Annotated in this window: 20 protein-coding genes; 11 read left to right on the top strand and 9 right to left on the bottom strand. The window is 64.9% G+C overall.

The window, feature by feature from the left end; genetic code table 11:
• Positions 1-2 precede the first annotated feature (2 nt).
• Both ACFFJK_RS10735 and ACFFJK_RS10730 read right to left on the bottom strand, forming a co-directional pair.
• Positions 3-1991, bottom strand: a complete 1989-nt coding sequence (locus ACFFJK_RS10735) for a BCCT family transporter (protein ID WP_379679121.1) — start codon at positions 1989-1991, stop codon at positions 3-5.
• Between the two features lie 233 nt (positions 1992-2224).
• The gene (locus ACFFJK_RS10730; RefSeq protein ID WP_379679120.1) at positions 2225-5359 is read right to left on the bottom strand and encodes a DEAD/DEAH box helicase; all 3135 of its coding nucleotides are present in this window, start codon (positions 5357-5359) and stop codon (positions 2225-2227) included.
• Positions 5360-5642: 283 nt separating this feature from the next.
• Between ACFFJK_RS10730 and ACFFJK_RS10725 the strand changes: the two genes are divergently transcribed.
• Positions 5643-8009, top strand: coding sequence for a Tex family protein (locus tag ACFFJK_RS10725; protein WP_379679119.1), 2367 nt, complete (start codon positions 5643-5645; stop codon positions 8007-8009).
• 172 nt (positions 8010-8181) lie between these two features.
• Positions 8182-8778, top strand: a complete 597-nt coding sequence (locus ACFFJK_RS10720; protein WP_379679118.1) for a PEP-CTERM sorting domain-containing protein — start codon at positions 8182-8184, stop codon at positions 8776-8778.
• Here ACFFJK_RS10720 and ACFFJK_RS10715 read toward each other — a convergent pair.
• Both ACFFJK_RS10715 and ACFFJK_RS10710 read right to left on the bottom strand, forming a co-directional pair.
• Positions 8762-9049 carry a hypothetical protein gene (locus tag ACFFJK_RS10715; protein ID WP_379679117.1) on the bottom strand — a complete coding sequence of 96 codons (288 nt, stop codon included), beginning with the start codon at positions 9047-9049 and terminating at the stop codon, positions 8762-8764. The genes ACFFJK_RS10720 and ACFFJK_RS10715 overlap by 17 nt on opposite strands.
• Positions 9050-9148: 99 nt before the next feature.
• A complete protein-coding gene (locus ACFFJK_RS10710; protein WP_379679116.1) occupies positions 9149-9475 on the bottom strand; it encodes a hypothetical protein in 327 nt (108 codons plus the stop codon).
• 190 nt (positions 9476-9665) lie between these two features.
• On the opposite strand from ACFFJK_RS10710, the gene grxD reads away from it, so the two are divergent.
• On the top strand, positions 9666-9980 hold the full coding sequence (gene grxD, locus ACFFJK_RS10705) for a Grx4 family monothiol glutaredoxin (protein WP_379679115.1): 315 nt from the start codon (positions 9666-9668) through the stop codon (positions 9978-9980).
• 4 nt (positions 9981-9984) lie between these two features.
• A complete protein-coding gene (locus ACFFJK_RS10700) occupies positions 9985-10578 on the top strand; it encodes a UbiX family flavin prenyltransferase (RefSeq protein WP_379679114.1) in 594 nt (197 codons plus the stop codon).
• 20 nt (positions 10579-10598) lie between these two features.
• Here ACFFJK_RS10700 and ACFFJK_RS10695 read toward each other — a convergent pair whose 3' ends face one another.
• The 3 genes from ACFFJK_RS10695 to ACFFJK_RS10685 form a co-directional block, all read right to left on the bottom strand.
• A complete protein-coding gene (locus tag ACFFJK_RS10695; RefSeq protein ID WP_379679113.1) occupies positions 10599-10775 on the bottom strand; it encodes a hypothetical protein in 177 nt (58 codons plus the stop codon).
• Between the two features lie 115 nt (positions 10776-10890).
• Positions 10891-11310, bottom strand: a complete 420-nt coding sequence (locus ACFFJK_RS10690) for a hypothetical protein (RefSeq protein ID WP_379679112.1) — start codon at positions 11308-11310, stop codon at positions 10891-10893.
• Between the two features lie 247 nt (positions 11311-11557).
• Positions 11558-12622 carry an MBL fold metallo-hydrolase gene (locus ACFFJK_RS10685; protein ID WP_379679111.1) on the bottom strand — a complete coding sequence of 355 codons (1065 nt, stop codon included), beginning with the start codon at positions 12620-12622 and terminating at the stop codon, positions 11558-11560.
• Positions 12623-12743: 121 nt separating this feature from the next.
• Between ACFFJK_RS10685 and ACFFJK_RS10680 the strand changes: the two genes are divergently transcribed.
• The 7 genes from ACFFJK_RS10680 (at position 12744) to ACFFJK_RS10650 (ending at position 20418) form a co-directional block, all read left to right on the top strand.
• Positions 12744-13166 carry a MerR family transcriptional regulator gene (locus ACFFJK_RS10680; RefSeq protein WP_379679110.1) on the top strand — a complete coding sequence of 141 codons (423 nt, stop codon included), beginning with the start codon at positions 12744-12746 and terminating at the stop codon, positions 13164-13166.
• 224 nt (positions 13167-13390) lie between these two features.
• Positions 13391-14587, top strand: coding sequence for an isovaleryl-CoA dehydrogenase (locus tag ACFFJK_RS10675; protein WP_379679109.1), 1197 nt, complete (start codon positions 13391-13393; stop codon positions 14585-14587).
• Between the two features lie 249 nt (positions 14588-14836).
• Positions 14837-16684, top strand: coding sequence for a bifunctional isocitrate dehydrogenase kinase/phosphatase (aceK, locus tag ACFFJK_RS10670; protein ID WP_379679108.1), 1848 nt, complete (start codon positions 14837-14839; stop codon positions 16682-16684).
• Positions 16677-17876 (top strand): acetyl-CoA C-acyltransferase, encoded by a 1200-nt coding sequence (locus ACFFJK_RS10665; protein WP_379679107.1) that lies wholly within the window; start codon positions 16677-16679, stop codon positions 17874-17876. Before aceK ends, ACFFJK_RS10665 begins: the two co-directional genes overlap by 8 nt.
• Positions 17877-18048: 172 nt before the next feature.
• Positions 18049-18717 (top strand): SDR family oxidoreductase, encoded by a 669-nt coding sequence (locus ACFFJK_RS10660; RefSeq protein WP_379679106.1) that lies wholly within the window; start codon positions 18049-18051, stop codon positions 18715-18717.
• 34 nt (positions 18718-18751) lie between these two features.
• Entirely contained in the window at positions 18752-19879 is a 1128-nt protein-coding gene (locus ACFFJK_RS10655; RefSeq protein WP_379679105.1) for an acyl-CoA dehydrogenase family protein, read from the top strand.
• Positions 19876-20418: a GNAT family N-acetyltransferase gene (locus ACFFJK_RS10650; RefSeq protein WP_379679104.1), complete on the top strand. Its 543-nt coding sequence runs from the start codon at positions 19876-19878 to the stop codon at positions 20416-20418. The genes ACFFJK_RS10655 and ACFFJK_RS10650 overlap by 4 nt, the downstream gene beginning before the upstream one ends.
• A gap of 133 nt (positions 20419-20551) precedes the next feature.
• Here ACFFJK_RS10650 and ACFFJK_RS10645 read toward each other — a convergent pair whose 3' ends face one another.
• Entirely contained in the window at positions 20552-21610 is a 1059-nt protein-coding gene (locus ACFFJK_RS10645) for a S66 peptidase family protein (protein ID WP_379679103.1), read from the bottom strand.
• A 151-nt stretch (positions 21611-21761) separates the two neighbouring features.
• Entirely contained in the window at positions 21762-24611 is a 2850-nt protein-coding gene (locus tag ACFFJK_RS10640) for a TonB-dependent receptor domain-containing protein (RefSeq protein ID WP_379679102.1), read from the bottom strand.
• Positions 24612-24744: the final 133 nt, after the last annotated feature.

Below are 24744 nucleotides of genomic sequence, written 5' to 3'. Positions count from 1 at the left end.
CCTCAAGGAATCCGTCGCACGTGGCGGAAGCGCATGTAGCGCTTCAGGAGATCATTGATCAGCTGCTCGCGCGTGTAGCCGGTCACGTCGTGCGCCTGGTCGCCTTCGGAGCTGGTGGCCATGGCGCGGTAGTGCCGGCTTCCCGGTTCCGGCCCCTCCTTCTCGGCCCAGGCAAAGCTGGGTGAGCGGAAACTGCGCGCGCGGATCGTGTAGCGGAACACGCCGCGGTCGCCGTGCGGCACGTCCAGGTCGAGCCGGTCCGCCGTGGTCGTCAATGCCGGTTCGAAGCCGCTCTCGCGCATCTGCGCCGCGACCGCGTCGAGTGCGGGGCGCGCGGTACCCTCGAGGAAGGCTGCAATCTGCTGCCTGTCGTAGAAGTTGGTGATGCTGGCCAGGCGCTGCTGCCAGCTCAGGCCGGTGGCGCCCGATGGCGTGTCGGCGGCGATGGACAGGTCCATGGACGAGTCCTGCTTTTCCGTCTGCAGGGCGCGTAGCAGGCCGTAGCAGATGAACAGCATGATCACCGCGAACGGCAGCGCGCTGGCGAGCGCGGCGGTCTGGAGCGCCTGCAGGCCCCCGGCCAGCAGCAGCACGGCGGCCACGACGCCGGCGCAGACCGCCCAGAAGATGCGCTGCCAGATCGGCGGATGCGGCGCGGCGCCGGACGTGATCATGTCGATCACCAGCGCGCCGGAATCGGCCGAGGTCACGAAGAAGGTAATGACCAGCAGCGTCGCGATCCCGGATGCGATCACCGAGAAAGGCAGTTGCGCCAGCACTTCGAACAGCGCCACCGGCAGATTGTCGGCAACCGTCTGCACGATCGGTGCCGTACCGCTCAGGTCGAGCGCAATCGCCGTATTGCCGAACACGGTCATCCACAGGAAGGTAAACAGCACCGGCACCAGCAGCACCCCGGTAATGAACTCGCGGATCGTGCGCCCGCGCGAAATGCGCGCAATGAACATGCCCACGAACGGCGACCAGGAAATCCACCAGCCCCAGTAGAACAGGGTCCAGTCGCCGAGCCAGGCATTCGGTTCGTAGGCATACATCCGGAAGGTGCGCTGCACCACCGCGCCCAGGTAGGTGCCGATGTTCTGGACGAAGGCCTGCAGCAGGAACACCGTCGATCCTGCCGCCAGCATGAAGATGAGCAGTGCGATCGCCAGGATGATGTTGAGCTCGGACAGGCGCTTCACGCCCTTGTCGAGCCCCATGAAGACCGACAGCGTCGCCATGCCGGTGATGACCGCGATCAGCATGATCTGGACCGTCGGGCTGACCGGCAGGCCGAACAGGTAGGAGAAGCCGGCATTCACCTGCAGCACGCCGAAGCCCAGCGAGGTCGCGACGCCGAACATCGTGCCCAGCACCGCGAAGATATCGATGGCATGGCCGATCGGACCATGAATGCGCTTGCCGATCAGCGGAAACAGGCTCGAGCGCAGCGTGAGCGGCAGGCCGCGCCGGAAGGCGAAATAGGCCAGCGCCAGCCCGATGACGATGTAGATCGCCCACGCATGCACGCCCCAGTGGAAGAAGGTCAGCACCATGGCTTCGCGCGCCGAGTCGATCGTACTGCCCTCGCCCACCGGCGGCCGCGCGTAATGCTGGACCGGCTCGGCCACGCCGAAGAACAGCAGGCCGATGCCCATCCCGGCACTGAACAGCATGGCGAACCAGGAAATGTAGCTGTATTCGGGCTCGCTCTCGTCGGGGCCGAGCTTGACGTCGCCATAACGGCTCATCATCAGGAACAGCACGAAGATCAGGAAGAGCGCGACGGAGAGGATATAGAACCAGCCGAAATCGCGCACGATGCCGGCCTGGAGCATATCGAAGAGGTTGCCGGCACGCTGCGGGAACACGGCGCCGAACAGGGCAAAGGCGAGGATCAGTCCGGCCGAGACGAAGAACACGGGGGGATTGACCTGCATCCTCGGGCGCGGGCCGGGGCTGGCGGCTTCCTTCAGTACAGGATCAGTCATCGTTCAGCGTTCCTCCACGATTCCGGCAAACCAGGATGAGTGAGGCGGCTGCGCTGTCCATTCCTGCGTTTCCGGGCCAAGTCTAGCATGCGGGAACGCGGCGTCCGGTTGCGGAACACGATTGGATGGGGTGTCATCGAAAGGCCGCCCCTGCGGGCGGAACAGGAGGGATACAGGGAGGCGCGCCGGCGATCCGATGCGGCCTCCCGTGCATCGGATCGCCGGCGCTTGCATCAGGCCGCGCCGTCGTCCAGCGGCGCGAAGATCGCCTGCAGGTCTTCCTGCGTCAGCGCCATCTTCTGCGATTCGCCTTCGGACAGGATCGACTGCGCCAGTTCCGACTTCTTCTGCTGCAGCAGCTGGATCTTTTCTTCCAGCGTGCCCTTGGCGATCAGCTTATAGACGAACACCGGCTTGTCCTGCCCGATGCGCCAGGCGCGGTCGGTGGCCTGGTTCTCGGCCGCCGGGTTCCACCACGGGTCGTAGTGGATCACGGTGTCGGCCGCGGTGAGGTTCAGGCCGACGCCGCCGGCCTTCAGGCTGATCAGGAAGATCGGCACCGCGCCCTGCTGGAAGGCAGCCACCTGTGCCGAGCGGTCGCGCGTCTCGCCGGTGAGCATCGCATAGTGGATGCCGCGTGCGGCGAGTTCTTCCTCGATCAGGAACAGCATGCTGGTGAACTGCGAGAACACCAGGATCTTGCGCCCTTCCTGCAACAGGTCTTCGACCATCTGCATCAGGTCCATCAGCTTGGCCGACACCGCCGCCGAGTTCTTCTTGCCCGGCATCGCCTTGACCAGGCGCGGATCGCAGCAGACCTGGCGCAGCTTGAGCAGCGCTTCCAGGATGACGATCTGGCTGCGCGCCACGCCCTTGCGGTCGATCTCTTCGCGCACCTTCTTGTCCATCGCCAGGCGCACGGTTTCGTACAGGTCGCGCTGCGGGCCGGCCAGTTCGATGCGGCGCACCATCTCGGTCTTCTCCGGCAGTTCCTTGGCCACGTGGTCCTTGGTCCGGCGCAGCAGGAAAGGCTTGATGCGGCGGCTGAGCAAGGCGCGGCGCACCGAGTCGTCCTGGCGTTCGATCGGGTGGCGGAACTGGTTGTTGAAGGTTTTTTCGTCGCCCAGCAGGCCCGGCAGCAGGAAGTGGAACTGCGACCACAATTCGCCCAGGTGGTTCTCGAGCGGCGTGCCGGACAGGCACAGGCGGTGGTTCGCACTGAGCGAGCCGGCCGTCTGCGCCGCCTTGGAGCGGGTGTTCTTGATGTAGTGCGATTCGTCCAGGATCACCAGGTGATAGTGGTGCTCGCGCAGCCTTTCCTCATCGCGCGGCAGCAGCGCATAGGTGGTCAGCACCACGTCGGCCTCGTCGATCTGGTCGAACAGGTCCATGCGCTCCTTGCCCTGCAGGAGCAGCACCTTCAGGCTCGGCGCGAAGCGCGCGGCTTCGTCGAACCAGTTGGTCATCAGGCTGGTCGGCGCGATCACGAGGGCCGGGCTGGTCAGGCGCCCGGCTTCCTTCTCGATGAGGATGTGCGCGATCGTCTGCACGGTCTTGCCGAGGCCCATGTCGTCGGCCAGGATGCCGCCCAGGTCGTACTCGCGCAGGAACTGCATCCACGACAGGCCGTCGAGCTGGTAGTCACGCAGTGTTGCTTGAAGTCCTGCTGGCGGCACGGCTTTCTTGACCGAGCCGAACTGGCTCAGCTTGCGGCCGGTCTCGCGCAGGCGCTCGCCGCCGGTCCAGCGCAACTCGACGCCGCGTGCAAGTTCTTCCAGGCGCGCCGCATCGAGCGTGGACAGGCGCAGGCGCCCCTTGATCTTGTCGTTGAAGTACAGCTCGCCCAGGGTGGCGAGGATCGGCTTCAGGCGCCCCCACGGCAGCGCCACGCGCACGCCGTCCGGCAGCGTGGCCAGCATCTGGTCGGCTTCGGCGTGCGCCGCCAGCACGGCCGGGTCGAAGTCGGCGGGCGCGCTGCGGATCAGCTGCACCAGCACCGGCAGCAGCGGCACGCGCTTGCGCGCGACCACGATGCCCAGTTCGAGTTCGAACCAGGCGTTGCCCGCCTCGATCGGCTCGTCGATGTCGGCGTACCAGTCTTCGACCGCCACCGTGTCGTAGCGGTACTTGGCCGATTTCTGCAGGTGCCAGCCGGCGTCGGACAAGGCATCGAGGTCGCCTTCTGCAAAGCGCAGCCAGTGCGCCTGGCTGTCCAGCACCAGGGCGCCGGCCATGGCGTTGAACGGGGCGGTGGCCGGCTTGCGGAAGCCGATCTCGTTCAGTTTATTGAGCGCCGCCGCTTCGGCCTTCGGGTCGCGTTCGATGATCTCGGTGACGTCGCCAATCTGGCGCACCACGCGCTGGGCCGGGTCGAACGAGACGCGCTGGCCGTCGTAGTCGTAGGCCAGCACCGCGAAGTCGTGCCAGCGCGGGGCGCCGCCGTCGGCCAGCTGCACCGAATCGAGCAGCAGGTGCGGGATCGGCTTGACATCGTTCCGCAGGCGCTGGGTGAGCGGCTGCGGCAGCGGCATCAATTGCTGCAGGCCGTGCGCGAGCAGCAGCTGCGAGACGCGCTTCTTGTCGGTGCCGGAGAGCGCCGGGGCCTGCGCCACCAGCGCCTGCAGTTCGGCCAGCGAGATGTCGATGCCGCCGCGATTGAGTTCCAGCGGGCCGATCGACAGGTTGTCGATGTACCACGGCGGGTCGGTCGGCAGCATGTAGTCGATCAGGTCGGCCCCGCTGTGGGTGGCGCCCTTGGCCGGCTCCACCGACCATCCGAGCTTGGCGACGCGGCCTTCGTCGCGCCAGGCCAGGCTGGCCAGGCGCGTGGGCCCCGCCTGCAGCGGGTAGACCAGGCCATTGGCCATGTCGGACCACGAGTTCGCCCACAGCAGCTTGCCCTGTTCGAGCAGCATCTGCAGCAGGATGGCGCCGACCTTGCCTTTCGGTTCGGTGGCGCTGGTGCCCTGGGCCGAGCCGCTGCGCATCGCGATGAAGAAGCGCACCAGGTCGACGTCGTCGCCTTCGAGGTAGGCGGGCGGCGCCGACAGCAGCGAGAACACTTCGCTCACCGGGCTCGCCGCGGCGACGTCGCCGTTCGGGCGCAGGCGCGCCTTGCACAGACAGATGGCGACGTGGCGGCCACCGCTGGTCGGCGCCATCACGTAGACGAACTTGTACTGCACGGCCTTCGGATCGGCGACCTCGTCGGTCAGCTTGGGCTGCGGATGCGCTGCCGCTTCGACCCGTTGCAGCCAGCTCACCACCGGCGCGGGCAGGGCGGGAGCGCGTGCGGGAGCGCGGGCGACTGCGGGTACAACTGCGGGTGCGTCGCTGGCGTTCTCGCGATGATCATCGACTGTGTGCATGGGTCTCGTGTGTCTGTATTAAAAACGACAATAACGAACATTATCCTTCATACGGACGCTTCCGTTTTGTTCGGAATCGCACGTAGCGGACAAAACTTGTCCGCTGCATCTGCGTGCACTCCGTTCGTGCAGGCGTTCTTCGCGCGAAGCCGACTGTTCTCGCATGTTCAAGTGGCGCTGTCAAGACTGGCGTATCCGTCCCGTTTGCGTATCATTGTCCGCTTGACCTTTTAGATACATGTGTGTCTCACAGCACGCACCACACCGGACCACATCGCGCCCCATGCTGCCATCCATCGAACAACGCCTCGCCCTCGAACTCTCCGCCAAGCCGGCCCAGGTAAGCGCCGCCGTCGCCCTGCTCGATGAAGGCGCCACCGTCCCGTTCATCGCGCGCTACCGCAAGGAAGCCACAGGCGGGCTCGACGACATTCAACTGCGCCTGCTGGAAGAGCGCCTGCGCTACCTGCGCGAACTGGAAGAGCGCCGCGCCGCGATCGTCGCCTCGGTCACGGAGCAGAACAAGATGACGCCCGAACTGCTCGACGCGATCATGCACGCCGAGGACAAGACCCGCCTGGAAGACCTGTACCTGCCCTACAAGCAGAAGCGCCGCACCAAGGCGCAGATCGCGATCGAAGCGGGCCTGGCGCCGCTGGCCGATGCGCTGCTGGGCGACCCGACCCTGCAGCCCGACGCGGCGGCAGCCGGCTACCTGCGCGAAGCCTTCACCAATGCGGACGGCGGCGCCAACCCGGGCGTGCCGGACGCGAAGGCCGCGCTGGACGGCGCGCGCCAGATCCTGATGGAGCGTTTTGCGGAAGACGCGACCCTGCTGCAGTCGCTGCGCGAGTACGTGCAGGAGCATGGCGTGGTGGAGTCGAAAGTCGTCGCCGGCAAGGAAGAAGAAGGAGAGAAGTTCGCCGACTACTTCGACTACTCCGAAACCTTGGCCACCGTGCCTTCGCACCGCGCGCTGGCCCTCATGCGCGGCCGCCGCGAGGGCGTGCTGGACGTGACCCTGCGCCTCGATTCGGAAGCCGAAAAACCGAAGTGGGACGCGCCGCACAATCCGTGCGAGAGCCGCATCTGCGCCCACTTCGGCATCAAGTCGCTCGGCCGCCCGGCCGACAAGTGGCTGCTCGACACCGCACGCTGGACCTGGCGCGTCAAGAGCTTCATGTACATCGAGACCGAGCTGATGGGCGCGCTGCGCGAGAAGGCCGAACTCGATGCCATCAACGTCTTCGCGCGCAACCTGAAGTCGCTGCTGCTGGCGGCGCCGGCCGGCCCGCGCGCGACCATGGGCCTGGACCCGGGCCTGCGCACCGGCGTCAAAGTGGCGGTGGTCGACGCCACCGGCAAGGTGGTCGATACCGCCACCGTGTACCCGCACCAGCCGCGCAACGACTGGGACGGCGCCCTGCACGTGCTGGGCCAGCTGGCGGCGAAGCACAACGTGTCCCTGGTCTCGATCGGCAACGGCACCGCCTCGCGCGAAACCGACAAATTGGCCCAGGACCTGATCAAGCAGAATCCGGAGCTCAAGCTGCAGAAGATCGTCGTCTCGGAAGCCGGCGCCTCGGTGTATTCGGCCTCGGAATTCGCCTCGCGCGAGCTGCCGGAACTCGACGTGTCGCTGCGCGGCGCGGTGTCGATCGCGCGCCGCCTGCAGGACCCGCTGGCCGAACTCGTCAAAATCGATCCGAAGTCGATCGGCGTCGGCCAGTACCAGCACGACGTGTCGCAGACCCAGCTCGCGCGCTCGCTCGACGCGGTGGTGGAGGACTGCGTGAACGCGGTGGGCGTCGACGTTAACACGGCCTCGGCGCCGCTGCTGGCGCGGGTGTCGGGTTTGTCCTCCAGCGTGGCGCAGAGCATCGTCACCTACCGCGACATGAAGGGCGCGTTCACCTCGCGCGCGGCGCTCAAAGCCGTACCGCGCCTGGGCGACAAGACCTTCGAGCAGGCGGCCGGTTTTCTGCGTGTGATGAACGGCGAGAACCCGCTGGACGCGTCGGCCGTGCACCCGGAATCCTACCCGGTCGTCCAGAAGATCCTGGCGGACATCAAGCGCGACATGAAGGCGGTGATCGGCGACAGCTCCCTGATCAAGTCGCTCGACCCGAAGAAGTACGCCGACGACAAATTCGGCGTACCGACCGTGACCGACATCCTGAAGGAACTGGAAAAGCCGGGCCGCGACCCGCGTCCGGAATTCACCACCGCCACCTTCAAGGAAGGCGTGGAAGCCATCTCGGACCTGCGCCCGGACATGATCCTGGAGGGCGTGGTGACCAACGTCGCGGCCTTCGGGGCATTCGTGGACGTCGGCGTGCACCAGGATGGGCTGGTGCACATCTCGGCGCTGTCGAACACGTTCGTGAAGGACCCGCACACCGTGGTCAAGGCCGGGCAGGTGGTAAAAGTAAAAGTGCTGGAAGTGGACGTCAAGCGCAAGCGCATCGCCCTGACCATGCGCCTGTCGGACAGCGCGCCGCAACCGGGTGCGCAGCCGCAGCAACGCGGCGACCGCGACGACCGCAAGCGCGTGGCCCAGCACCAGCAGCGCCAGGAGCGCTCGGGTTCAGCCAGCGGCGCGGCGACCGGCGGCGCGATGGCGGCGGCCTTCGCCAAACTGCGCAAGTAACAGGCAAGGCGGCGACGCGGTGGCGGACGGGAGGGCGTGTCGGAACTTCTTACACGTCTTCCCGGCAGGCCTCGACCCAAGCGCGTAACTTGTTGTTTTGATTGAGCGCATACAGGCTGGCACAAGTATTGCTAACTGGAAAATCGTCCATTCATCACAACAGGGGTGCCAGATGAAATTCGCCAAGCCGTTGAAGGTCCTGCTCGCCGTTTCCGCATTCGCCCTGCAGGGCGCCGCCCTTGCCGCCCCGATCCTCGACCAGCACAGTCCGAATCCCAGCCGGGGCGGTGGCTTTTGCCACCTGAACGGCTGCGCACAAAGCTTCCAGCAAAACGCCGGAACGATCGCCGGCGCCGGAATCTACATCCATCCGGATTACCATGCGCCTGCCGGCGACGTCACGCTCAGCATCTATGACGCCCTGACCAACGGCAATCTCATCGCATCGGGCATGGTCACTGCGGTGGCCAGCGAGTCGGGATGGATCGATGCATTCTGGTCCCCTGTCACGATCGCTGCCGGCAGCCAGTATTATCTGCAGCTAAGCTCCACCTCACGAGACCTGGTTGCGGCCTATAGCGACGGGGACTACGTCAACGGCATCGCATGGTTCCAGACGGACCCGTATCCAACCTACGACCTGGCGTTCCGGACCTATGCCGGCGCCGTCGTACCCGAGCCCGCCCCGCTCGCCCTGCTGGGCCTGGGCATCCTCGGCGTCGCCGCCAGCCGTCGCGCTGGCAGGAGGCCGCTTACCCGTTGTGCTTGATGAGCAGGCCGACCAGGTAGAGCGCCAGGCAGCCGAAACCGACCAGGAGCATGCGTGCCTGCGGCATGGCCGGAAGGCCGGTCTTCTTGATGTGCAGGGCGTCGCGCACCAGCAGTGCCGCGTAGATCAGCGCCGCGATGCCGGAGATGACGTCGCCGATGCTGCCGCGCGTGGCGCCGCCGACGAGGTTGATCAGGCCGGGCACCCCGAGCAGGGCGGCGATGACGAGGTTGGCGGTGGGCGAAGGAACGCGGCCGGTTGGCTTTTGCATGGCGTGGTCTGCATGAAAAATGGAATTCGCGCGATCATATCAGCCCCGGCCTGATCCGGCATCCCGCGCCAGACCGGCACATTCGATCAGCGCCCCCGCTCAAGCATCATTGGGCAGGGGGATCACGCCGATCTTTGCCAGGAAGCACAGCACGAACAGTCCCAGGCAAACCTGGCCAAGCATGACGATGCCGCGCGAGGCGAGGACGGCGCGCTTGCCCTGGTAAGCCCGCACGGCGCAGTACAGCATGAACAGGCCCATGCTTAGCTTGGCCACGTTGAACAGCCTCTCTGCCAGCGTCGAACCCGCCAGGCCCAGCGTCAGGCCGTACACGGCCGGGATCCCGAACAGGGCGGCCAAGGCCCACATCATGGGAGAAGACATGGTGGCAAAGCCCTGGTAAGTCTTCGCTTCTGAACGCGTCACGTCTACACTCCACGGGATTGATAAGCGAACAATGATATAGACATCCTGCGTAAGAAAAACTGATCAATTCTCACATTGGATAAAAATCGTTAACTTAACCCTTTCGCCGGCCGCCGTTGGATACCATGCCCGCCCCGCCGAATTCTTATAAAATGGCGGCATCTCACCCATTCTCACCGAAGGCAAACACATGAGCGACGTACAAACCTGGATCAAAGACACCGTGACCAACACCCCGGTGGTGCTGTTCATGAAGGGAACCGCCCAGTTCCCGCAATGCGGCTTCTCGGGCCGCGCCATCCAGATCCTGAAAGCCTGCGGCGTCGATAACATCGCCACCGTCAACGTGCTGGAAGATGCGGAAGTGCGCCAGGGCATCAAGGACTACTCGAACTGGCCGACCATCCCGCAGCTCTACGTGCGCGGCGAATTCATCGGCGGCACCGACATCATGAACGAGATGTACGATTCGGGCGAACTGCAGGCCCTGCTGAAGAACGGCTGATCGCATGAGCGGTCGCCCGCGTCGCATCATCGTCGCCATCACCGGCGCGACCGGCGCGGTCTATGGCGTGCAGCTGCTGCGGCGGCTGCACGCGACTCCCGGCGTCGAAAGCCACCTGGTCATTTCCGACGCCGCCTCCCTCACCCTGCACCAGGAACTCGGCCTGCAGCGGCGTGACGCCGAAGCCCTGGCCCACGTCGTCCACCGCAACCGCGACATCGGCGCCTCGATCGCCAGCGGTTCGTTCCAGACCGACGGCATGGTGATCGCTCCCTGTTCCATGAAAACGCTGGCGGCCGTGGCCCATGGCCTGTCGGACAATCTCGTCACGCGCGCTGCCGACGTGATGCTGAAGGAACGCCGGCGCCTGGTGCTGATGGTGCGCGAGACGCCCTTCAACCTGGCGCACCTGCGCAACATGACGGCCGTGACGGAAATGGGCGGCATCGTGTTCCCGCCCCTGCCGAGCTTTTACCACCGCCCGGCGACGATCGAAGAGATGGTCGAACACACGGTCGACCGGGCGATCGACCTGCTTGGGCTCGACAATGCCCATGCCCCGCGCTGGGGCGGCATGAAAGGTACATCGGACGCCTGACCGGCAGGCGCCGGGGGCAGTCAGCGCTTGTCGGCGTCGAATCCCGAATCGTCGGCCTTCTTCGCGTCGCGCGCTTCCTCGAGCATCCGCCGCCGGGCATTGCGTTGTCGCAGTAACTCGGCATGGCGCGCCGCCGTCATCGGCGGTGCGGTCATCAGTTCCTTGAGCTGGGCGGTGTTGGCGTAGTTGTTTCGCATACGGCAGCTGCTCCTTGACGTGACCGATAGCGGCGGATCCGTCCGCCACTGGACAGATTATGTACCAGGTCCGTCCGTTTGTGCGGTCCTGCAGCCACGAAATGCAGTTGCGAAACTATTTTTGCTCGGGCTTCTGGTGGTTCATGCGCACCAGCATGCGGATGAACTCGCGCGCGAGCTGGCGATGGTGTTCGTCGAGGCGCTGCAAATCTGCGATCAGCTTGACGTCGGCGGACTCGAAACGTGCGGCATTGCCATTGCCCTCGCTGCCATCGGCGGCATGTTCGGTGCCGCCAAAACGGAGCCAGTCGGCCGGTACGCCCAGCCACTGGGCAATCATGCGCAGTTTTTCCTGGGTCGGGATGGCTTCGCCCACCAGCCACTTGCGTGCGGCGTGGACAGTGATCGGGCGGCCTTCGAAACGGATGTTGAATTCCCTGGCAAGGCGGGTCGGGCTATCCGGGGAGTAGTGGGCGTTCTTCAGCGCCTGCTGCAGGCGCTCACTGAAGCTCTCCCGTTCATTGGTTGAATTCATTGTGATACTTACAATTGCGTATGCGGACAGCGGCTTCCTACTGATGAGAAGCCTCGCGGATAATCATACCCTTAAAAATTCACAAAGATGTGATTATTTAATAGAATTGACGCGATAAAAAATAGCAAAACCCTTCTTTTACCTCGCCAAAGCAAGAAAAAAGATATCCTACAGGAAATTTTGTCCGCTTGTCGCACAATTCACGGTAAATTATCCTGGCTGGGTAAAGCAGGAATGACCGCAATTGTTACAAAATCTGGAACCGAATGATGCCGTCGGCACCTAGCGTCCGCAGCAGCAGCCCGTTATGCCAGAGTTGATGGAGGTGGGCCAGCGCCTCGCCCAGTGCAAAGCTGAGCTGGTGGGCATCGAGCTGGCGGCGGAACATCACCGGCACGATGTCCACGGCCGATTTCGGCTCGCGGCAGGCGCTCAAGACCTCGGCCAGCCGCGCGGCATGGTGATCATGCAGTTGCTGGATGCGGGTATGCAAGCCTCGGAAGGGTTTTCCATGCGAAGGCAGGACCAGGGTGTCTTCCGGCAAATCTGTGAACTTCTTGAGCGAGTCCAGATACAACTGGAGCGGATTGCCTTCCGGCTCGACCGCGAAGACCGATACGTTCGTCGAAATGCGCGGCAACACCATGTCGCCGGAAATCAGGATATTCAGTTCTTCCGAATACAGGGAAGCGTGTTCCGGCGAATGGCCGAAGCCGGTAATGACGCGCCAATGCGCCGCGCCGATCCGGACCCGGTCGCCGTCCTGCAGGCGGGTATACGCTTCGGGCACCGCCGGCACCAGGGAAGGATAGTAATTCTTGCGGCTGCGCATCTGCTCGAGCATTGCCGCATCCACCAGCCCGTGGCGCTCGAAGTGCGGGATGGCCGACGGCCCGTCCACGCCGGGTAGCGCGGCGGCCATCATGCGGGCGAACGCGAATTCGCCGGCAGTGGTCCAGAACGGCGCGTGCGCTGTGCCGACAACACGCTTGCCCAGCCATCCGGACAGACCGACGTGGTCGGGATGGCAGTGCGTGGCAAACACGCGCAGCAGCGGCGCGCCCTGCAGCCCCTCCGTGAGCACCGTTTCCCATGCCGCCCGGGTGGCGTCGGTGCCGGCACCCGAGTCGACCACGCTCCAGCCCCCTTGCCCGTCCTGCTCGTCCTGCAACAGCCACAGGTTGATGTGGTCGAGCGCGAACGGCAGCGGCATGCGGATCCAGGCCAGCCCCGGCGCTACCGCTTGCAGCGTGCCGGGTGCGGGGATCGTGTCGCCAAAGGGATAGGCCAGCTGGGCTTCGAGCGGGTTCATGGAAAAAATCTTTCGTGATCGTGGAAGGCGGGCGCGCTACAATGCGTTTAACGTTAACGTAAACGGAAATTCGCCGACATACGATTGTAAGCGATTCCGTGTCTTGCCTCCCCGAGCACCCATGGCCCCGACCTACACCATCGCCGAACTGGCCCGCGAATTCGACATCACCGCCCGCGCCATCCGTTTCTATGAGGACCAGGGACTACTGAGTCCCAAGCGCGAAGGCGTCGGTGGGCGCAACCGTGTCTACACCCCGCGCGACCGTACCCGCCTGAAACTCACCCTGCGCGGCAAGCGCCTCGGCCTGACGCTGTCGGAAATCAAGAGCATTGTCGACATGTACGAGTCGCCACGCGACACGGTCGCCCAGATCAACCGCTTCCTCGGGGTGCTGGCCCACCAGCGCGTGACGCTGGAACAGCAGCGCGCCGACATCGAGATGGCGCTGGAGGAAATCTCCGCCCACGAAGAAGAGTGCCGCCGCCTGCTGGCCGACAGCGCCGACAGCACCGGCAACGCCCAAAGCAAGGACGCTGCCTGAATGTCCGCCGGGCTGGCATGCCCGGCATTTTTTTCCGCTTCTAGTTGACGTTTACGTTAACGTAAGAGGCGAGTATCATGCACCCTTGGGGCGGTTGACAACACCCCCAGGGCAAGGCGCAGCGTCGAAGGCAGTACGCTTGTACGACAAGACGATGCGACGCCGCCATGGGGGTGTTGTTGGACGCTTTATTCTGCTCAACCACCGTTCACGTGAGGACGACAATGCTGCATCTCCCAGGCCTGACCTTTGACCATGGCGAAGACATCGCCGCACTGCGCGAAGCCGTACAACAGTTTGCGGCAAGCGAAATCGCACCGCGCGCCGCGGAGATCGACCGCAGCGACCAGTTCCCGATGGACCTGTGGAAGAAAATGGGCGAGCTCGGCCTGCTGGGCATCACCGTGGGCGAGGAATACGGCGGCGCCAACATGGGCTACCTGGCGCACATCGTCGCCATGGAAGAAATCTCGCGCGCCTCGGCCTCGGTCGGCCTGTCCTACGGCGCCCACTCGAACCTGTGCGTCAACCAGATCAAGAGAAATGGCAACGAAGAGCAGAAACAGAAATACCTGCCGAAGCTGATCTCGGGCGAGCACGTGGGCGCCCTGGCGATGTCCGAGCCGAATGCCGGTTCCGACGTCGTCAGCATGAAGCTGCGCGCCGACCTGAAGGGCGGCCCGAATGGTGATCGTTATGTCCTGAACGGCACCAAGATGTGGATCACCAACGGTCCGGACGCCGACACCCTGGTGGTGTACGCCAAGACCGACATCGAGGCCGGGCCGCGCGGCATGACCGCCTTCCTGATCGAAAAAGGTTTTAAAGGGTTCTCGATCGCGCAGAAGCTCGACAAGCTGGGCATGCGCGGCTCGCACACCGGCGAACTGGTGTTCCAGGACTGCGAAGTGCCGGTCGAGAACGTGCTGGGCGGCGTCGGCAAGGGCGTCAACGTCTTGATGTCGGGCCTGGACTTCGAGCGCACCGTGCTGTCGGGCGGACCGCTGGGCATCATGTCGGCTTGCATGGATTCGGTGGTGCCATATATCCATGAACGTAAACAGTTCGGCCAGGCGATCGGCGAGTTCCAGCTCATGCAGGGCAAGATCGCCGACATGTACTCGACCATGATGGCTTGCCGCGCCTACGTCTACGCCGTGGGCCAGGCCTGCGACCGCGCCACCACCCCGGAAGCCGTGCGCGCCCTGCGCAAGGACGCCGCCGGCGCCATCCTGTACAGCGCCGAGAAGGCGACCTGGATGGCCGGCGAGGCGATCCAGACCCTGGGCGGCAATGGCTACATCAACGAATATCCGGTCGGCCGCCTGTGGCGCGACGCCAAGCTGTACGAGATCGGCGCCGGCACCAGCGAAATCCGCCGCATGCTGATCGGACGTGAATTGTTTGGCGAAACGATGTAAGACGGCTGTATTGGAATAGCGTTAGCTTTCTTCTTTAGTCAGCTTTGAAACCGTCATTCCCAGCACTGCCGGAAATGACTTCCCGCGCAGGCGGGAATCCAAGTTGGTAGCATACCGATAGTGCACGCAAAATTGGGTTCCCGCCTGCGCGGGAACGACGTGCTAGAGGCAGTGCCTACGTTTTATGCTTGTGCAGCGCAACGGTTGCCATAGAATGAGCACCTCCTCGATCCACGCGCGAGACGAACGATGACCCAGCAAGCGTTCCCCAAACTGCTGTCTTCCCAGATCGCATTCGACATCGCGCGCACCATCCTGGACGGCTTCGACAAGCATTACCGCCTGTTCCGCCAGTCCAGCCAGGACGCCCGGCGCCATTTCGAGACCGCCGACTGGGCCACTGCCCAACAGGCCGCGCGCGCGCGCATCGATTACTACGACCGGCGCGTGCAGGAATGTGTCCACGTCCTGCAGGACGCATACGATCCCGGGGAACTCACCGACCGCGTCTGGCGCGAGATCAAGCTGCACTACATCGGCCTGCTGTCGGGCCACAAACAGCCGGAACTGGCCGAGACCTTTTTCAACTCGGTCAGCTGCATCATCCTGCACCGCAGCTACTACCACAACGACTACATCTTCGTGCGTCCGGTGATCTCCACCGAGTACATCGAGACCGAGGAGCTGCTGCCGACCTACCGCGTCTACTACCCGGCGGCCGACGGCCTGCGTTTTGCGCTAAAACGCGTGGTGACCAATTTCCAGCTCGCCGTGCCGTTCGCCGACCTCGACCGCGACATCGCCCGCGTCGAGGCGCGCATGCGCGAGGCATTCGGCCTCGACCGGCCGGAGCCGAACCTGCAGCTGCAGGTCCTGTCGAACCTGTTCTTCCGCAACAAGGGCGCGTACATCGTCGGCCGCGTCATCAACGGGCCGCGCGACTATCCGTTCGTGATCCCGGTGCTGCACGACCGCGACGGGCAGCTGGTGCTCGACACGGTGCTCACCGAGGTGTACCACATCACCCTGCTGTTCAGTTTTACGCGCGCCTACTTTTTGGTGGACATGGAAGTGCCGTCGGCCTACGTCAGTTTTCTGCGCAGCCTGATGCCGCGCAAGCCGCGCAGCGAGATCTACACGGTGCTGGGGCTGCAAAAGCAGGGCAAGACGCTGTTCTACCGCGATTTTCTGCAACACCTGAAGCACAGCTCCGACTGCTTCCAGATCGCCCCCGGCATCCGCGGGCTGGTGATGCTGGTGTTCGAACTGCCGTCCTTCCCCTACGTGTTCAAGGTCATCAAGGATTTCTATCCTCCGCCGAAGGAGACCACGCGCGCCCAGGTCAAGGAAAAATACCTGTTAGTCAAACACCACGACCGCGTCGGGCGCATGGCCGACACGCTCGAGTATTCCGACGTCGCCTTTCCGCTTGCGCGCTTTTCCGAGGAGCTGCTGGCCGAACTGCGGCAGCACGCGCCCTCGCTGGTCGAGATCGAGGGCGAGCGCATCATCGTGCGCCACCTCTACATCGAACGGCGCATGGTGCCGCTGAATCTCTATCTCGCCGACGCCCAGCAGCAGGGCAAGGAAGCCTTGATCGAGCACGGCGTGATCGAATACGGCAATGCCATCAAGGACCTGGTCGCCGCGAATATCTTCCCGGGCGACATGCTGTACAAGAACTTCGGCGTGACCCGCCATGGGCGCGTCGTGTTTTATGATTACGACGAGATCGAGTATCTGACCGACTGCAATTTCCGCGACATCCCGCAGGCGCGCAATGAAGAAGACGAAATGTCGTCGGAGCCGTGGTACCCGATCGGCAAGCACGACGTGTTTCCGGAACAGTTCGGCCGCTTCCTTCTTGGAAATCCGACGATCCGGCACTACTTTATGCAACACCACGCGGAGCTGTTGACCCGCGCATACTGGCAATCCCACAAGGACCGCATCCTGGAAGGCGTCGTCGACGACGTGTTCCCGTACCCCCAGCAGATTCGTTTCTGCAAACAAGACAATCCCACCACGGCGCAACAGACACCTGCTCGTTTACCCGATGCTGCGCCACCCATTTTGGAGAACTTACACAATGAATGATCCAGTCGTTATCGTTGGCGCCGCCCGTACCCCGATGGGCGCCTTCCAGGGCGATTTTTCGTCGAAGTCGGCGAGCGACCTCGGCGCGGTGGCGATCAAGGCCGCGGTGGAGCGCGCCGGCGTCGATGCCAACAGCGTCGAGCACGTCTACTTCGGCAACTGCCTGATGGCCGGCCAGGGCCAGGCCCCGGCGCGCCAGGCGCTGATCAAGGCCGGCCTGCCGCTGTCGACCGGCGCCGTGACCCTCTCCAAGATGTGCGGCTCGGCGATGCAGGCCGCGATCTTCGCCCACGACCAGCTGGTGGCCGACAGCGCCGACATCGTCGTTGCGGGCGGCATGGAATCGATGACCAACGCCCCGTACCTGATCCCGAAGGCGCGCGGCGGCTACCGCATCGGCCACGCGCCGATGTTCGACCACATGATGCTCGACGGCCTGGAAGACGCCTACTCGCGCAACGAGAAGACCGGCGAAGGCCGTTCGATGGGCACCTTCGCCGAAGAGTGCGTGGCCACCTACCAGTTCACCCGCGAAGAGCAGGACAACTTCGCGATCGAATCGGTCAAGCGTGCGCAAGCGGCCAACAACGAAGGCTGGTTCGACTGGGAAGTCGCACCGGTCGCAGTCAGCACCCGTACCGGCGAACTGCTGGTCGAGAAGGACGAAGGCCCGATGAAGGCCAAGGTCGACAAGATCCCGTCCCTCAAACCCGCCTTCAAGAAGGAAGGCACCGTCACCGCCGCCTCGTCCTCGTCGATCAACGACGGCGCCGCCGCGCTGGTCATGATGCGCGAATCGAAAGCGAAAGAGCTGGGCCTGGCCCCGATCGCCCGCGTGCTCGGCCACGCTACCCACGCGCAGGAACCGAACCTGTTCACCACCGCCCCGATCGGCGCCATGCAGAAGCTGTTCAAGAAGACCGGCTGGACGCCTTCGGATGTCGACCTGTTCGAGATCAACGAAGCCTTTGCCGCGGTGCCGATGGCCGCCATGCGCGACCTCGACATCCCGCACAACAAGGTCAACATCCACGGCGGCGCCTGCGCGCTGGGCCACCCGATCGGCGCCTCGGGCGCGCGCATCATCGTCACCCTGCTGGGCGCGCTCAAGCGCACCGGCGGCAAGCGCGGCGTGGCCTCGCTGTGCATCGGCGGCGGCGAAGCCACAGCGATGGCGATCGAGCTGATTTGATGACAAACCGTGGTTAATGAAGGTTTATCAGCGCGATTAACCACAATTTGGAAAGAATCGTAGGGTGGTCGGGTTCCCCGACCGCGCGTTCAAGCGGCCGATGCGTAACCGGTACGCCAGTTATAGTTGAACGCGCGGTCGGCAAAGCCGACCACCCTACAAGGAGATTGATATGCCAACAGCACTGATCATCGGCGCCTCGCGCGGCATCGGCCACGAGATGGTGCGCCAGTACCGCGACGACGGCTGGCGCGTGATTGCCACCGCCCGCAAGCAGGAAGACTGCGGCGCGCTGGCGCAACTGGGCGCCGAAGCGCACCAGCTGGATGTCACCAGCGCCGACTCCATCGCCGCGCTGGGCTGGCGGCTCGACGACGACAAGATCGATACCGCCTGGCTGGTGGCCGGGTTGTATGGCCCGAGCGGTTCGGGTTTCCCGACCGGCCCCGAATTCGACGCCGTCATGCACACCAATGTGCTGGCGGCAATGCGCCTGATCCCGGTGGTGGCCCCGCTGGTGGCGAACACGCGCGGCAAGCTGGCGGTGCTGTCCTCCAGGATGGGCTCGATCGGCGCGCGCACGTCCACCGAAGGCACGCTGTACCGCGCCAGCAAGGCGGCACTGAACTCGGTGCTGAAGGATGCCGCCATCACCTACGGCGCGCAGGGTGTCACCTGCGTGTCCTTCCACCCGGGCTGGGTCCAGACCGACATGGGCGGCAGCGCCGCGTCCCTCACGGTCGAGCAAAGCGTGCGCGACCTGCGCACCACGCTGGCGACACTGGACGCCTCCAGCAACGGCGCCTTCCTGAACCACGACGGCACGCCGATCCCCTGGTAAGCCCGACAAGACGACAACGACGACAAGAGACACGATGATACTGAGCGAAGAACACCAGATGATCCGCGACGCCCTGCGCAGCTATGCGCAGGAGCGCCTGGCCCCCAACGCCGGCCGCTGGGACCGCGAACACTATTTTCCGAAAGACGAACTGAAGGAACTGGCGCAATTGGGCGCCTTCGGCGTGGCGGTGCCGGAACAGTATGGCGGCGCGGGCCTCGACTACGTCTCGCTGGCGCTGGTGCTGGAAGAAATCGCGGCCGGCGACGGCGGCACCTCGACCATCATCTCGGTCAACAACTGCCCGGTCTGCTCGATCGCCATGATGTATGCGAACGAGGAGCAGAAAACACGCTTCCTGCGCCCGCTGGCGCAGGGCGAGATGCTGGGCGCGTTTGCCCTCACCGAACCGCATACCGGCAGCGATGCCGCCGCGCTGCGCACCACGGCCGTGAAGGACGGCGACCACTACGTCATCAACGGCACCAAGCAGTTCATTACCAGCGGCAAGTACGGCGACGTGGCCATCGTCATGGCCGTCACCGACAAGGCGGCCGGCAAGAAGGGCATCAGCGCGTTCTGGGTGCCGACCGACACGCCGGGCTACATCGTCGCCGGCCTCGAGGAAAAAATGGGCCAGCACTCGTCCGACACCGCCCAGATCGTGTTCGACAACTGCCGCATTCCGGCTGCGAACCTGATCGGCGAGGAAGGCATGGGCTACAAGATCGCCCTGTCGGGCCTGGAAGGCGGCCGCATCGGCATCGCCTCGCAGTCGGTCGGCATGGCGCGTGCCGCCTACGAGGCGGCGCTGGCCTATGCGAAGGACCGCGAAAGCTTCGGCAAGCCGATCTTCGAGCACCAGTCGGTGCAGTTCCGCCTGGCCGAGATGGCGATGCAGATCGAGGCCGCGCGCCAGCTGATCCTGCATGCGGCGTCGATGAAGGATGCGGGACTGCCCTGCCTGAAGGAAGCGGCGATGGCCAAGCTGTTCGCTTCCGAGATGGCCGAACGCGTGGTCTCGAGCGCCATGCAGGTGTTCGGCGGCTACGGCTACGTGGCCGACTTCCCGGTCGAGCGCATCTACCGCGACGTACGCGTGTGCCAGATCTACGAAGGCACCAGCGACATCCAGAAGATCCTGATCGCGCGCGCGCTTTGACCCATCCCGCCGCCATCCGTCCGGCTACGCCGGACGACCTGCCCGCGCTGTTCGCCTACTTGGGCGAGCAGCTGGCGGAGAACGGGCGCGACGGCGTGCTGTTCCAGCCGATGGCGTCCACTACCGACGGCGTGCCGGCGGCGCTGCAGGAACGCTTCACGGCCGGCATGGCGATAGCGGTCGGCCAGCCCGGTTGGCGCCAGGTGTGGATCGCACTGGATGAAGACGGCGCAGTCGCCGGCCACATCGACCTGCGCGGTCGCCCTGAACCGGCTTCCCTCCACCGCACCCTGCTCGGCATGGGCGTGCGCCACGACCTACGCCGCGCCGGCCTGGGCACGCGCCTGGTGCAGGAAGCGCTGGCCTGGGCGCGCGCTGCGGGCTTTGCCTGGGTCGACCTCGAAGTACTGGCGCAGAACCACAAGGCGCGCGCGCTCTACGCGCGCACGGGTTTTCACGTTACCGGCGAAGTGCCGGACCTGTACCGCATCGAAGGACGGTCGATCGGCGCGGTCACGATGAGCATGCGCCTGGACTGATGGCCGCCTGAACCGACGAACGAAACGTTGGGCCGCACCAACAGGTTCGCCGCGTTTCACCCGCTTGGAACGGAAGCGCTCGTTTCAGCGGCTGCTGCCAGGGCGGCAAAGAGCAGCGATTCGATCATGGTCTTCATGTGACGGCGGGTTCGAGCAGGGTCACGGTCTGGGCCGCCGTATCGAGCCGGGCAGTCAGGCCGACCGGCAGCGTGAACTGGTTGCGGATGTGGCCGATCGAATAGCCCGTCACCGCGGGGATGACGAGGGGCTTAAGGTGCTCGTCGAAAGTCTGGTCCAGGGTCAGCGAGCGCCGCCCCTCCTTGGCAACGCAGTCCTCGCAGATGCCGACCATCACGCCGGCCGCATTGGCAAAGCCGACAGCCAGATCGAGCTGGGTCATCATGCGGTCGAGACGGTACGGCGCCTCGTCCACCTCTTCCAGAAACAACAGGCCGCCGCGGAAGTCGGCCGCGTACGGCGTGCCCGCCAGGGCCGCCACGATCGACAGGTTGCCGCCCAGGAGCGGACCGCTGGCCACGCCCGCGGTCAGGGTACGGATGCCGTAGTGCGGCTCGGTGTGCGCCCGCAGCGCGTTTTCCTGCGCCATCGGGATCGTGTAGGAAGCCTGCGGCTCGCCCAGCACGGCCATCATGTGCGTGCGCGAGTAATCCGAGAGCGTGGACGAGGCGACCGGACCGTGGAAAGTCACCAGGCCGGTCTTGTTATAGATTGCCAGGTGCAACGCGGTGATGTCCGAGTAGCCGAGCAGGATCTTCGGGTTGCGGCGAATGAGGCCGTAGTCGAGCCTGGACAACAGCGAGATGCAGCCGGAACCGCCGCGCACCGGCCAGATCATCTTCACGTCGGGATCGGCGAACATCGCATGCAGGTCGGCCAGGCGCTGCTGGGCCGAGCCGGCGTAGTTGCCGTACACGGCGCGCAGATAGCGGCCCTCCTTCACCCGCAAACCCAGGGCCTCGATGTTGCGCACGGACTTCTCGATCAGCTGTTCGCTGACGTAGCCGCCGGGGGCGACCAGGCCGACCAGGTCGCCGGGGCGCAGGCGCGGGGGTTTGAGCAACCGTTTTGCGGAATGGGTGCGGCGCGGTGCTGCCGAGACGAGGCCGGGGGCGGACATGGCGGCGGCGGCAAGGGCGCCGAAGCCGCGCCGGGTGAGTGTTATACGCGGCATATCATCATGTCGTTCCCGCGAAGGCGGGAATGACGGTTCGTAGTGAGATGACGATGGTAACGAATCGTCTGTTCAATCAATCAAAGAAAAACGGCCCGCGCCGTGGAGGCATGGCACCTCCCTCGGCAGCGGGCCGTCACGGACGATCAACTCAGAAGAACTTGTAGGTCGCCATCAGGGTGAACGAGCGGCCACGCGGGTCGGCCACACGCGGTTCCCAGGTGCTGCCCGCGCCGGTGTTGCTGTCGTAGGTGACGGCGAACGGCGGATCTTCATCCAGCAGGTTCTTGATGCCTGCGGTCAGCGACACGTTCTTGAAGCCGGTGTAGGTGGTCGTCAGGTGGAAGATCGAGTACGCGTCCACTTTCGGATTCCAGTTGGCCGGCTTGACCAGACCGTTTGCCACGCCCGGCAGCACCTGGTCGTTGTAGCCCGAACGGTAGATGTTCTGCAGCATGGTGCTCCAGTTGCCGTACTTGTAGGTCGCGTAGGCGCTGTGCTTCCACTTCAGGCCCAGGTCGCCGGTGAAGACGAAGCGGCCCACTTCGCTCGGGCCGAACTCGGCGTTGGTGGTGGCGCGCGACTTCTTCTCCAGCAGGCGCGAACCGTCGATGCCCACGCTCCACTGCGAACCGGTGCTGAACTTGCCGTTCACACGGGCACCGACTTCGAGGCCGCGGGTGATGCGCTCGCCGGCGTTGACCCAGCGCTGGTCGATCACGACGATCTCGCCGGCCTGGTTGCGGATGAACTGGTCCTGGAACAGGTTGTAGTTCGCCACCATGGTCGAGATCGGGAACGAATCGATCGTGTTTTCCCTGCGAATTTCCCACAGGTCGGCATTGGCCGAGAACCAGTTGGTCGGCTCGAACACGACGCCGACGGTGCCCTGCTTCGCCGTTTCCGGGCCCAGGTTCGACTTGCCGCCGGTGACGTAGTCCGGATTGATCGCTTCGCAGCCCGGACGGTTGGCGTCGACCAGGCCGCTCGGGCACCTGGCCGGGTCGACCAGGTCCTTGCCGGCGTATGGCGATTCGGTCAGTCCGTTGAACAGCTGGTTGAACGACGGGGCGCGGAAGCCTTCGTTGTACGAGCCGCGGAACAGCACCTGCGGGATCGGCTGGTAGCGGAACGAGATCTTCGGGTTGGTGGTGCTGCCGATGCCGCTGTAGTGGTCGCGGCGCACGGCCAGCGTCACTTCCAGCTCCTGGGTCACCGGCACCAGCAGTTCGGCGTACACGGCCTTGATGTCGCGGTGCACGCTGTCCAGCGCGTTGGCATCGTCGAACGGCGCGTTCAGGATCGCCGGACGGGCGCTGGCCGCGCGCTTGTCGCCGTTGAACTTGTATTCCTCGCGGCGCAGGTCGGTACCGACCGCCGCCATCACCGAGCCGGCCGGCAGCTTGAAGATCTCGCCCGACACCGCCGCGTCGACCTGGGTCAGGATGGTCTTGCCGCCATACAGGACCACACCCGCGGCCGAGGTGCTCTGGATCAGGGCGACCGCTTCCGGCGACTGGGTCTGGCCCGGCAGCAGGAATGGATTGATCTTGCCCGTGCCCAGCGCGTCGGCCAGGGCGCGGGTGTAGTTGAATCCGGTGCCCAGGGTCGACTCCGACTCGCTGAAGGCGCGCGACACGCCGACGCGGTAGTCGAAGCGGCGGCCGAACAGGCTCAGGGGACCGTCGGCGCCCACCAGCAGGCGCGCGGCCTTGGTCTCGGTCACGATCTCGCGGTTGCCGCACTCCATGCAGCGCCAGCGGTAGGCGATCGGCAGTCCGTAGTTCGCCGAGATACTCGGGAACACCTTGACCAGCGCGTTGTAGACGTTGTTGTACTCGGCGCCGGTGCTCGGGTAGAACGAGCTGGCGTTGAAGGTCGATGTGCCCGGCGAAATCTGGTTCGGCGAGAAGCGCTTGGCCACTTCGACCTGCGAGCCGACGCCTTCGACGAAGAACTGGTGCTCGCCGGACTGGAAGGTGGCGCGCGCCAGCGCGTTGCTGTTCTTGACCGGCTGCTGCAGCACGGCCGCGCGGCCGGTGTCCCAGGCGCAGCCGAAGGCCGCGCCCGCGCTGTTCCACAGCTTCTCGTCGTACGGGCCCATGCCGTCGATGCTGTTGCAGCCGGCGCCGCCCGGCAGGTCGAGCAGGCTGATGCCGTTGTAGGCCGTGGTGCCGCCGCCCGGCAGGGTCGGGCCGGTGCCGGTGCGCGACAGCAGGGTCGGCGCGATGGTGGTGGCGAACACGTTGGCGAACGGCGAACCGCGGGTATCGACCGACACGCCGCGGTCCGGCTGGAAGGTGTTGACGAAGTCGCGCTGGTCGCCGCGCAGGGCCTTGTTCTGGCTGTGCGCCACGGTGGCCAGCACGTTCCAGCCATTGGTGTCGAGGTCGCCCCAGCCGCCGGTGAGCGAGACGCGGCCGATTTCGCCGCCGCTTTCCTGGGCGACGTCGGTGAAGGCCTGGGCTTCCAGGCCGTTGTAGTTCTTGCGCAGGATGAAGTTGATCACGCCGCCGATCGCGTCGGTGCCGTAGATCGCGGAAGCGCCGTCCTTCAGCACTTCGACGCGCTCGACTGCCGCCATCGGGATCGAGTTCAGGTCGACCGCCGACCCCTTCATGCCGTGGGTCGCCACGCGGCGGCCGTTGAGCAGCACCAGGGTCGAATCCGAGCCCTGGCCGCGCAGGTTGGCCGAGGAAGCGCCGTTGTTGCCGCGCTGGGCGCCGGAGGTCACGTCCGCATTCGATGCCAGGTTGTCCGAGCCGTTGCCGTTGACGTTCAGCGTCGCGATCAGCTGCTCGGCGGTGACGATGCCCTGGTCTTCGAGCTGCTTGCGCGAGATGATCTCGACCGGCAGCGCGCCTTCCTTGGCGATGCGCTTGATGCTACTGCCGGTGATTTCGACACGCTGCATCGTGCCGGACACCGGCACGTCCTGTGCAACTGCCGGGCTGACCGCTCCCATCAGGGCGATCAAATGGGCGAGCTTCTTTAACTTCACGCGTTTCTCCTAACGTTTTCCCTTGGCGGTCATGGGTGTCCCGACCGGCTTATATATATGCGTAATGTCTTGGCATTACGTTATGGTTTTCGATTTCAGGGTACGCCCAGATATTTGGCGCCATCCAATGAAA

Origin of the sequence: Massilia consociata (assembly GCF_042432755.1) — a bacterium.
GTDB classification, from domain to species: Bacteria; Pseudomonadota; Gammaproteobacteria; order Burkholderiales; family Burkholderiaceae_D; genus Telluria; species Telluria consociata.
This window is presented reverse-complemented; position numbering and strand designations above follow the sequence as displayed.

What these genes read in the sequence shown, in the direction of transcription:
- ACFFJK_RS10645 (WP_379679103.1), bottom strand. Translation starts at nt 21,610, where the DNA reads ATGCCGCGTATAACACTCACCCGGCGCGGCTTCGGCGCCCTTGCCGCC.
- ACFFJK_RS10675 (WP_379679109.1), top strand. Translation starts at nt 13,391, where the DNA reads ATGCTGCATCTCCCAGGCCTGACCTTTGACCATGGCGAAGACATCGCC.
- ACFFJK_RS10715 (WP_379679117.1), bottom strand. Translation starts at nt 9,049, where the DNA reads ATGCAAAAGCCAACCGGCCGCGTTCCTTCGCCCACCGCCAACCTCGTC.
- ACFFJK_RS10660 (WP_379679106.1), top strand. Translation starts at nt 18,049, where the DNA reads ATGCCAACAGCACTGATCATCGGCGCCTCGCGCGGCATCGGCCACGAG.
- ACFFJK_RS10700 (WP_379679114.1), top strand. Translation starts at nt 9,985, where the DNA reads ATGAGCGGTCGCCCGCGTCGCATCATCGTCGCCATCACCGGCGCGACC.
- ACFFJK_RS10655 (WP_379679105.1), top strand. Translation starts at nt 18,752, where the DNA reads ATGATACTGAGCGAAGAACACCAGATGATCCGCGACGCCCTGCGCAGC.
- grxD (WP_379679115.1), top strand. Translation starts at nt 9,666, where the DNA reads ATGAGCGACGTACAAACCTGGATCAAAGACACCGTGACCAACACCCCG.
- ACFFJK_RS10720 (WP_379679118.1), top strand. Translation starts at nt 8,182, where the DNA reads ATGAAATTCGCCAAGCCGTTGAAGGTCCTGCTCGCCGTTTCCGCATTC.
- ACFFJK_RS10690 (WP_379679112.1), bottom strand. Translation starts at nt 11,310, where the DNA reads ATGAATTCAACCAATGAACGGGAGAGCTTCAGTGAGCGCCTGCAGCAG.
- ACFFJK_RS10695 (WP_379679113.1), bottom strand. Translation starts at nt 10,775, where the DNA reads ATGCGAAACAACTACGCCAACACCGCCCAGCTCAAGGAACTGATGACC.
- aceK (WP_379679108.1), top strand. Translation starts at nt 14,837, where the DNA reads ATGACCCAGCAAGCGTTCCCCAAACTGCTGTCTTCCCAGATCGCATTC.
- ACFFJK_RS10665 (WP_379679107.1), top strand. Translation starts at nt 16,677, where the DNA reads ATGAATGATCCAGTCGTTATCGTTGGCGCCGCCCGTACCCCGATGGGC.
- ACFFJK_RS10680 (WP_379679110.1), top strand. Translation starts at nt 12,744, where the DNA reads ATGGCCCCGACCTACACCATCGCCGAACTGGCCCGCGAATTCGACATC.
- ACFFJK_RS10725 (WP_379679119.1), top strand. Translation starts at nt 5,643, where the DNA reads ATGCTGCCATCCATCGAACAACGCCTCGCCCTCGAACTCTCCGCCAAG.
- ACFFJK_RS10685 (WP_379679111.1), bottom strand. Translation starts at nt 12,622, where the DNA reads ATGAACCCGCTCGAAGCCCAGCTGGCCTATCCCTTTGGCGACACGATC.
- ACFFJK_RS10735 (WP_379679121.1), bottom strand. Translation starts at nt 1,991, where the DNA reads ATGACTGATCCTGTACTGAAGGAAGCCGCCAGCCCCGGCCCGCGCCCG.
- ACFFJK_RS10730 (WP_379679120.1), bottom strand. Translation starts at nt 5,359, where the DNA reads ATGCACACAGTCGATGATCATCGCGAGAACGCCAGCGACGCACCCGCA.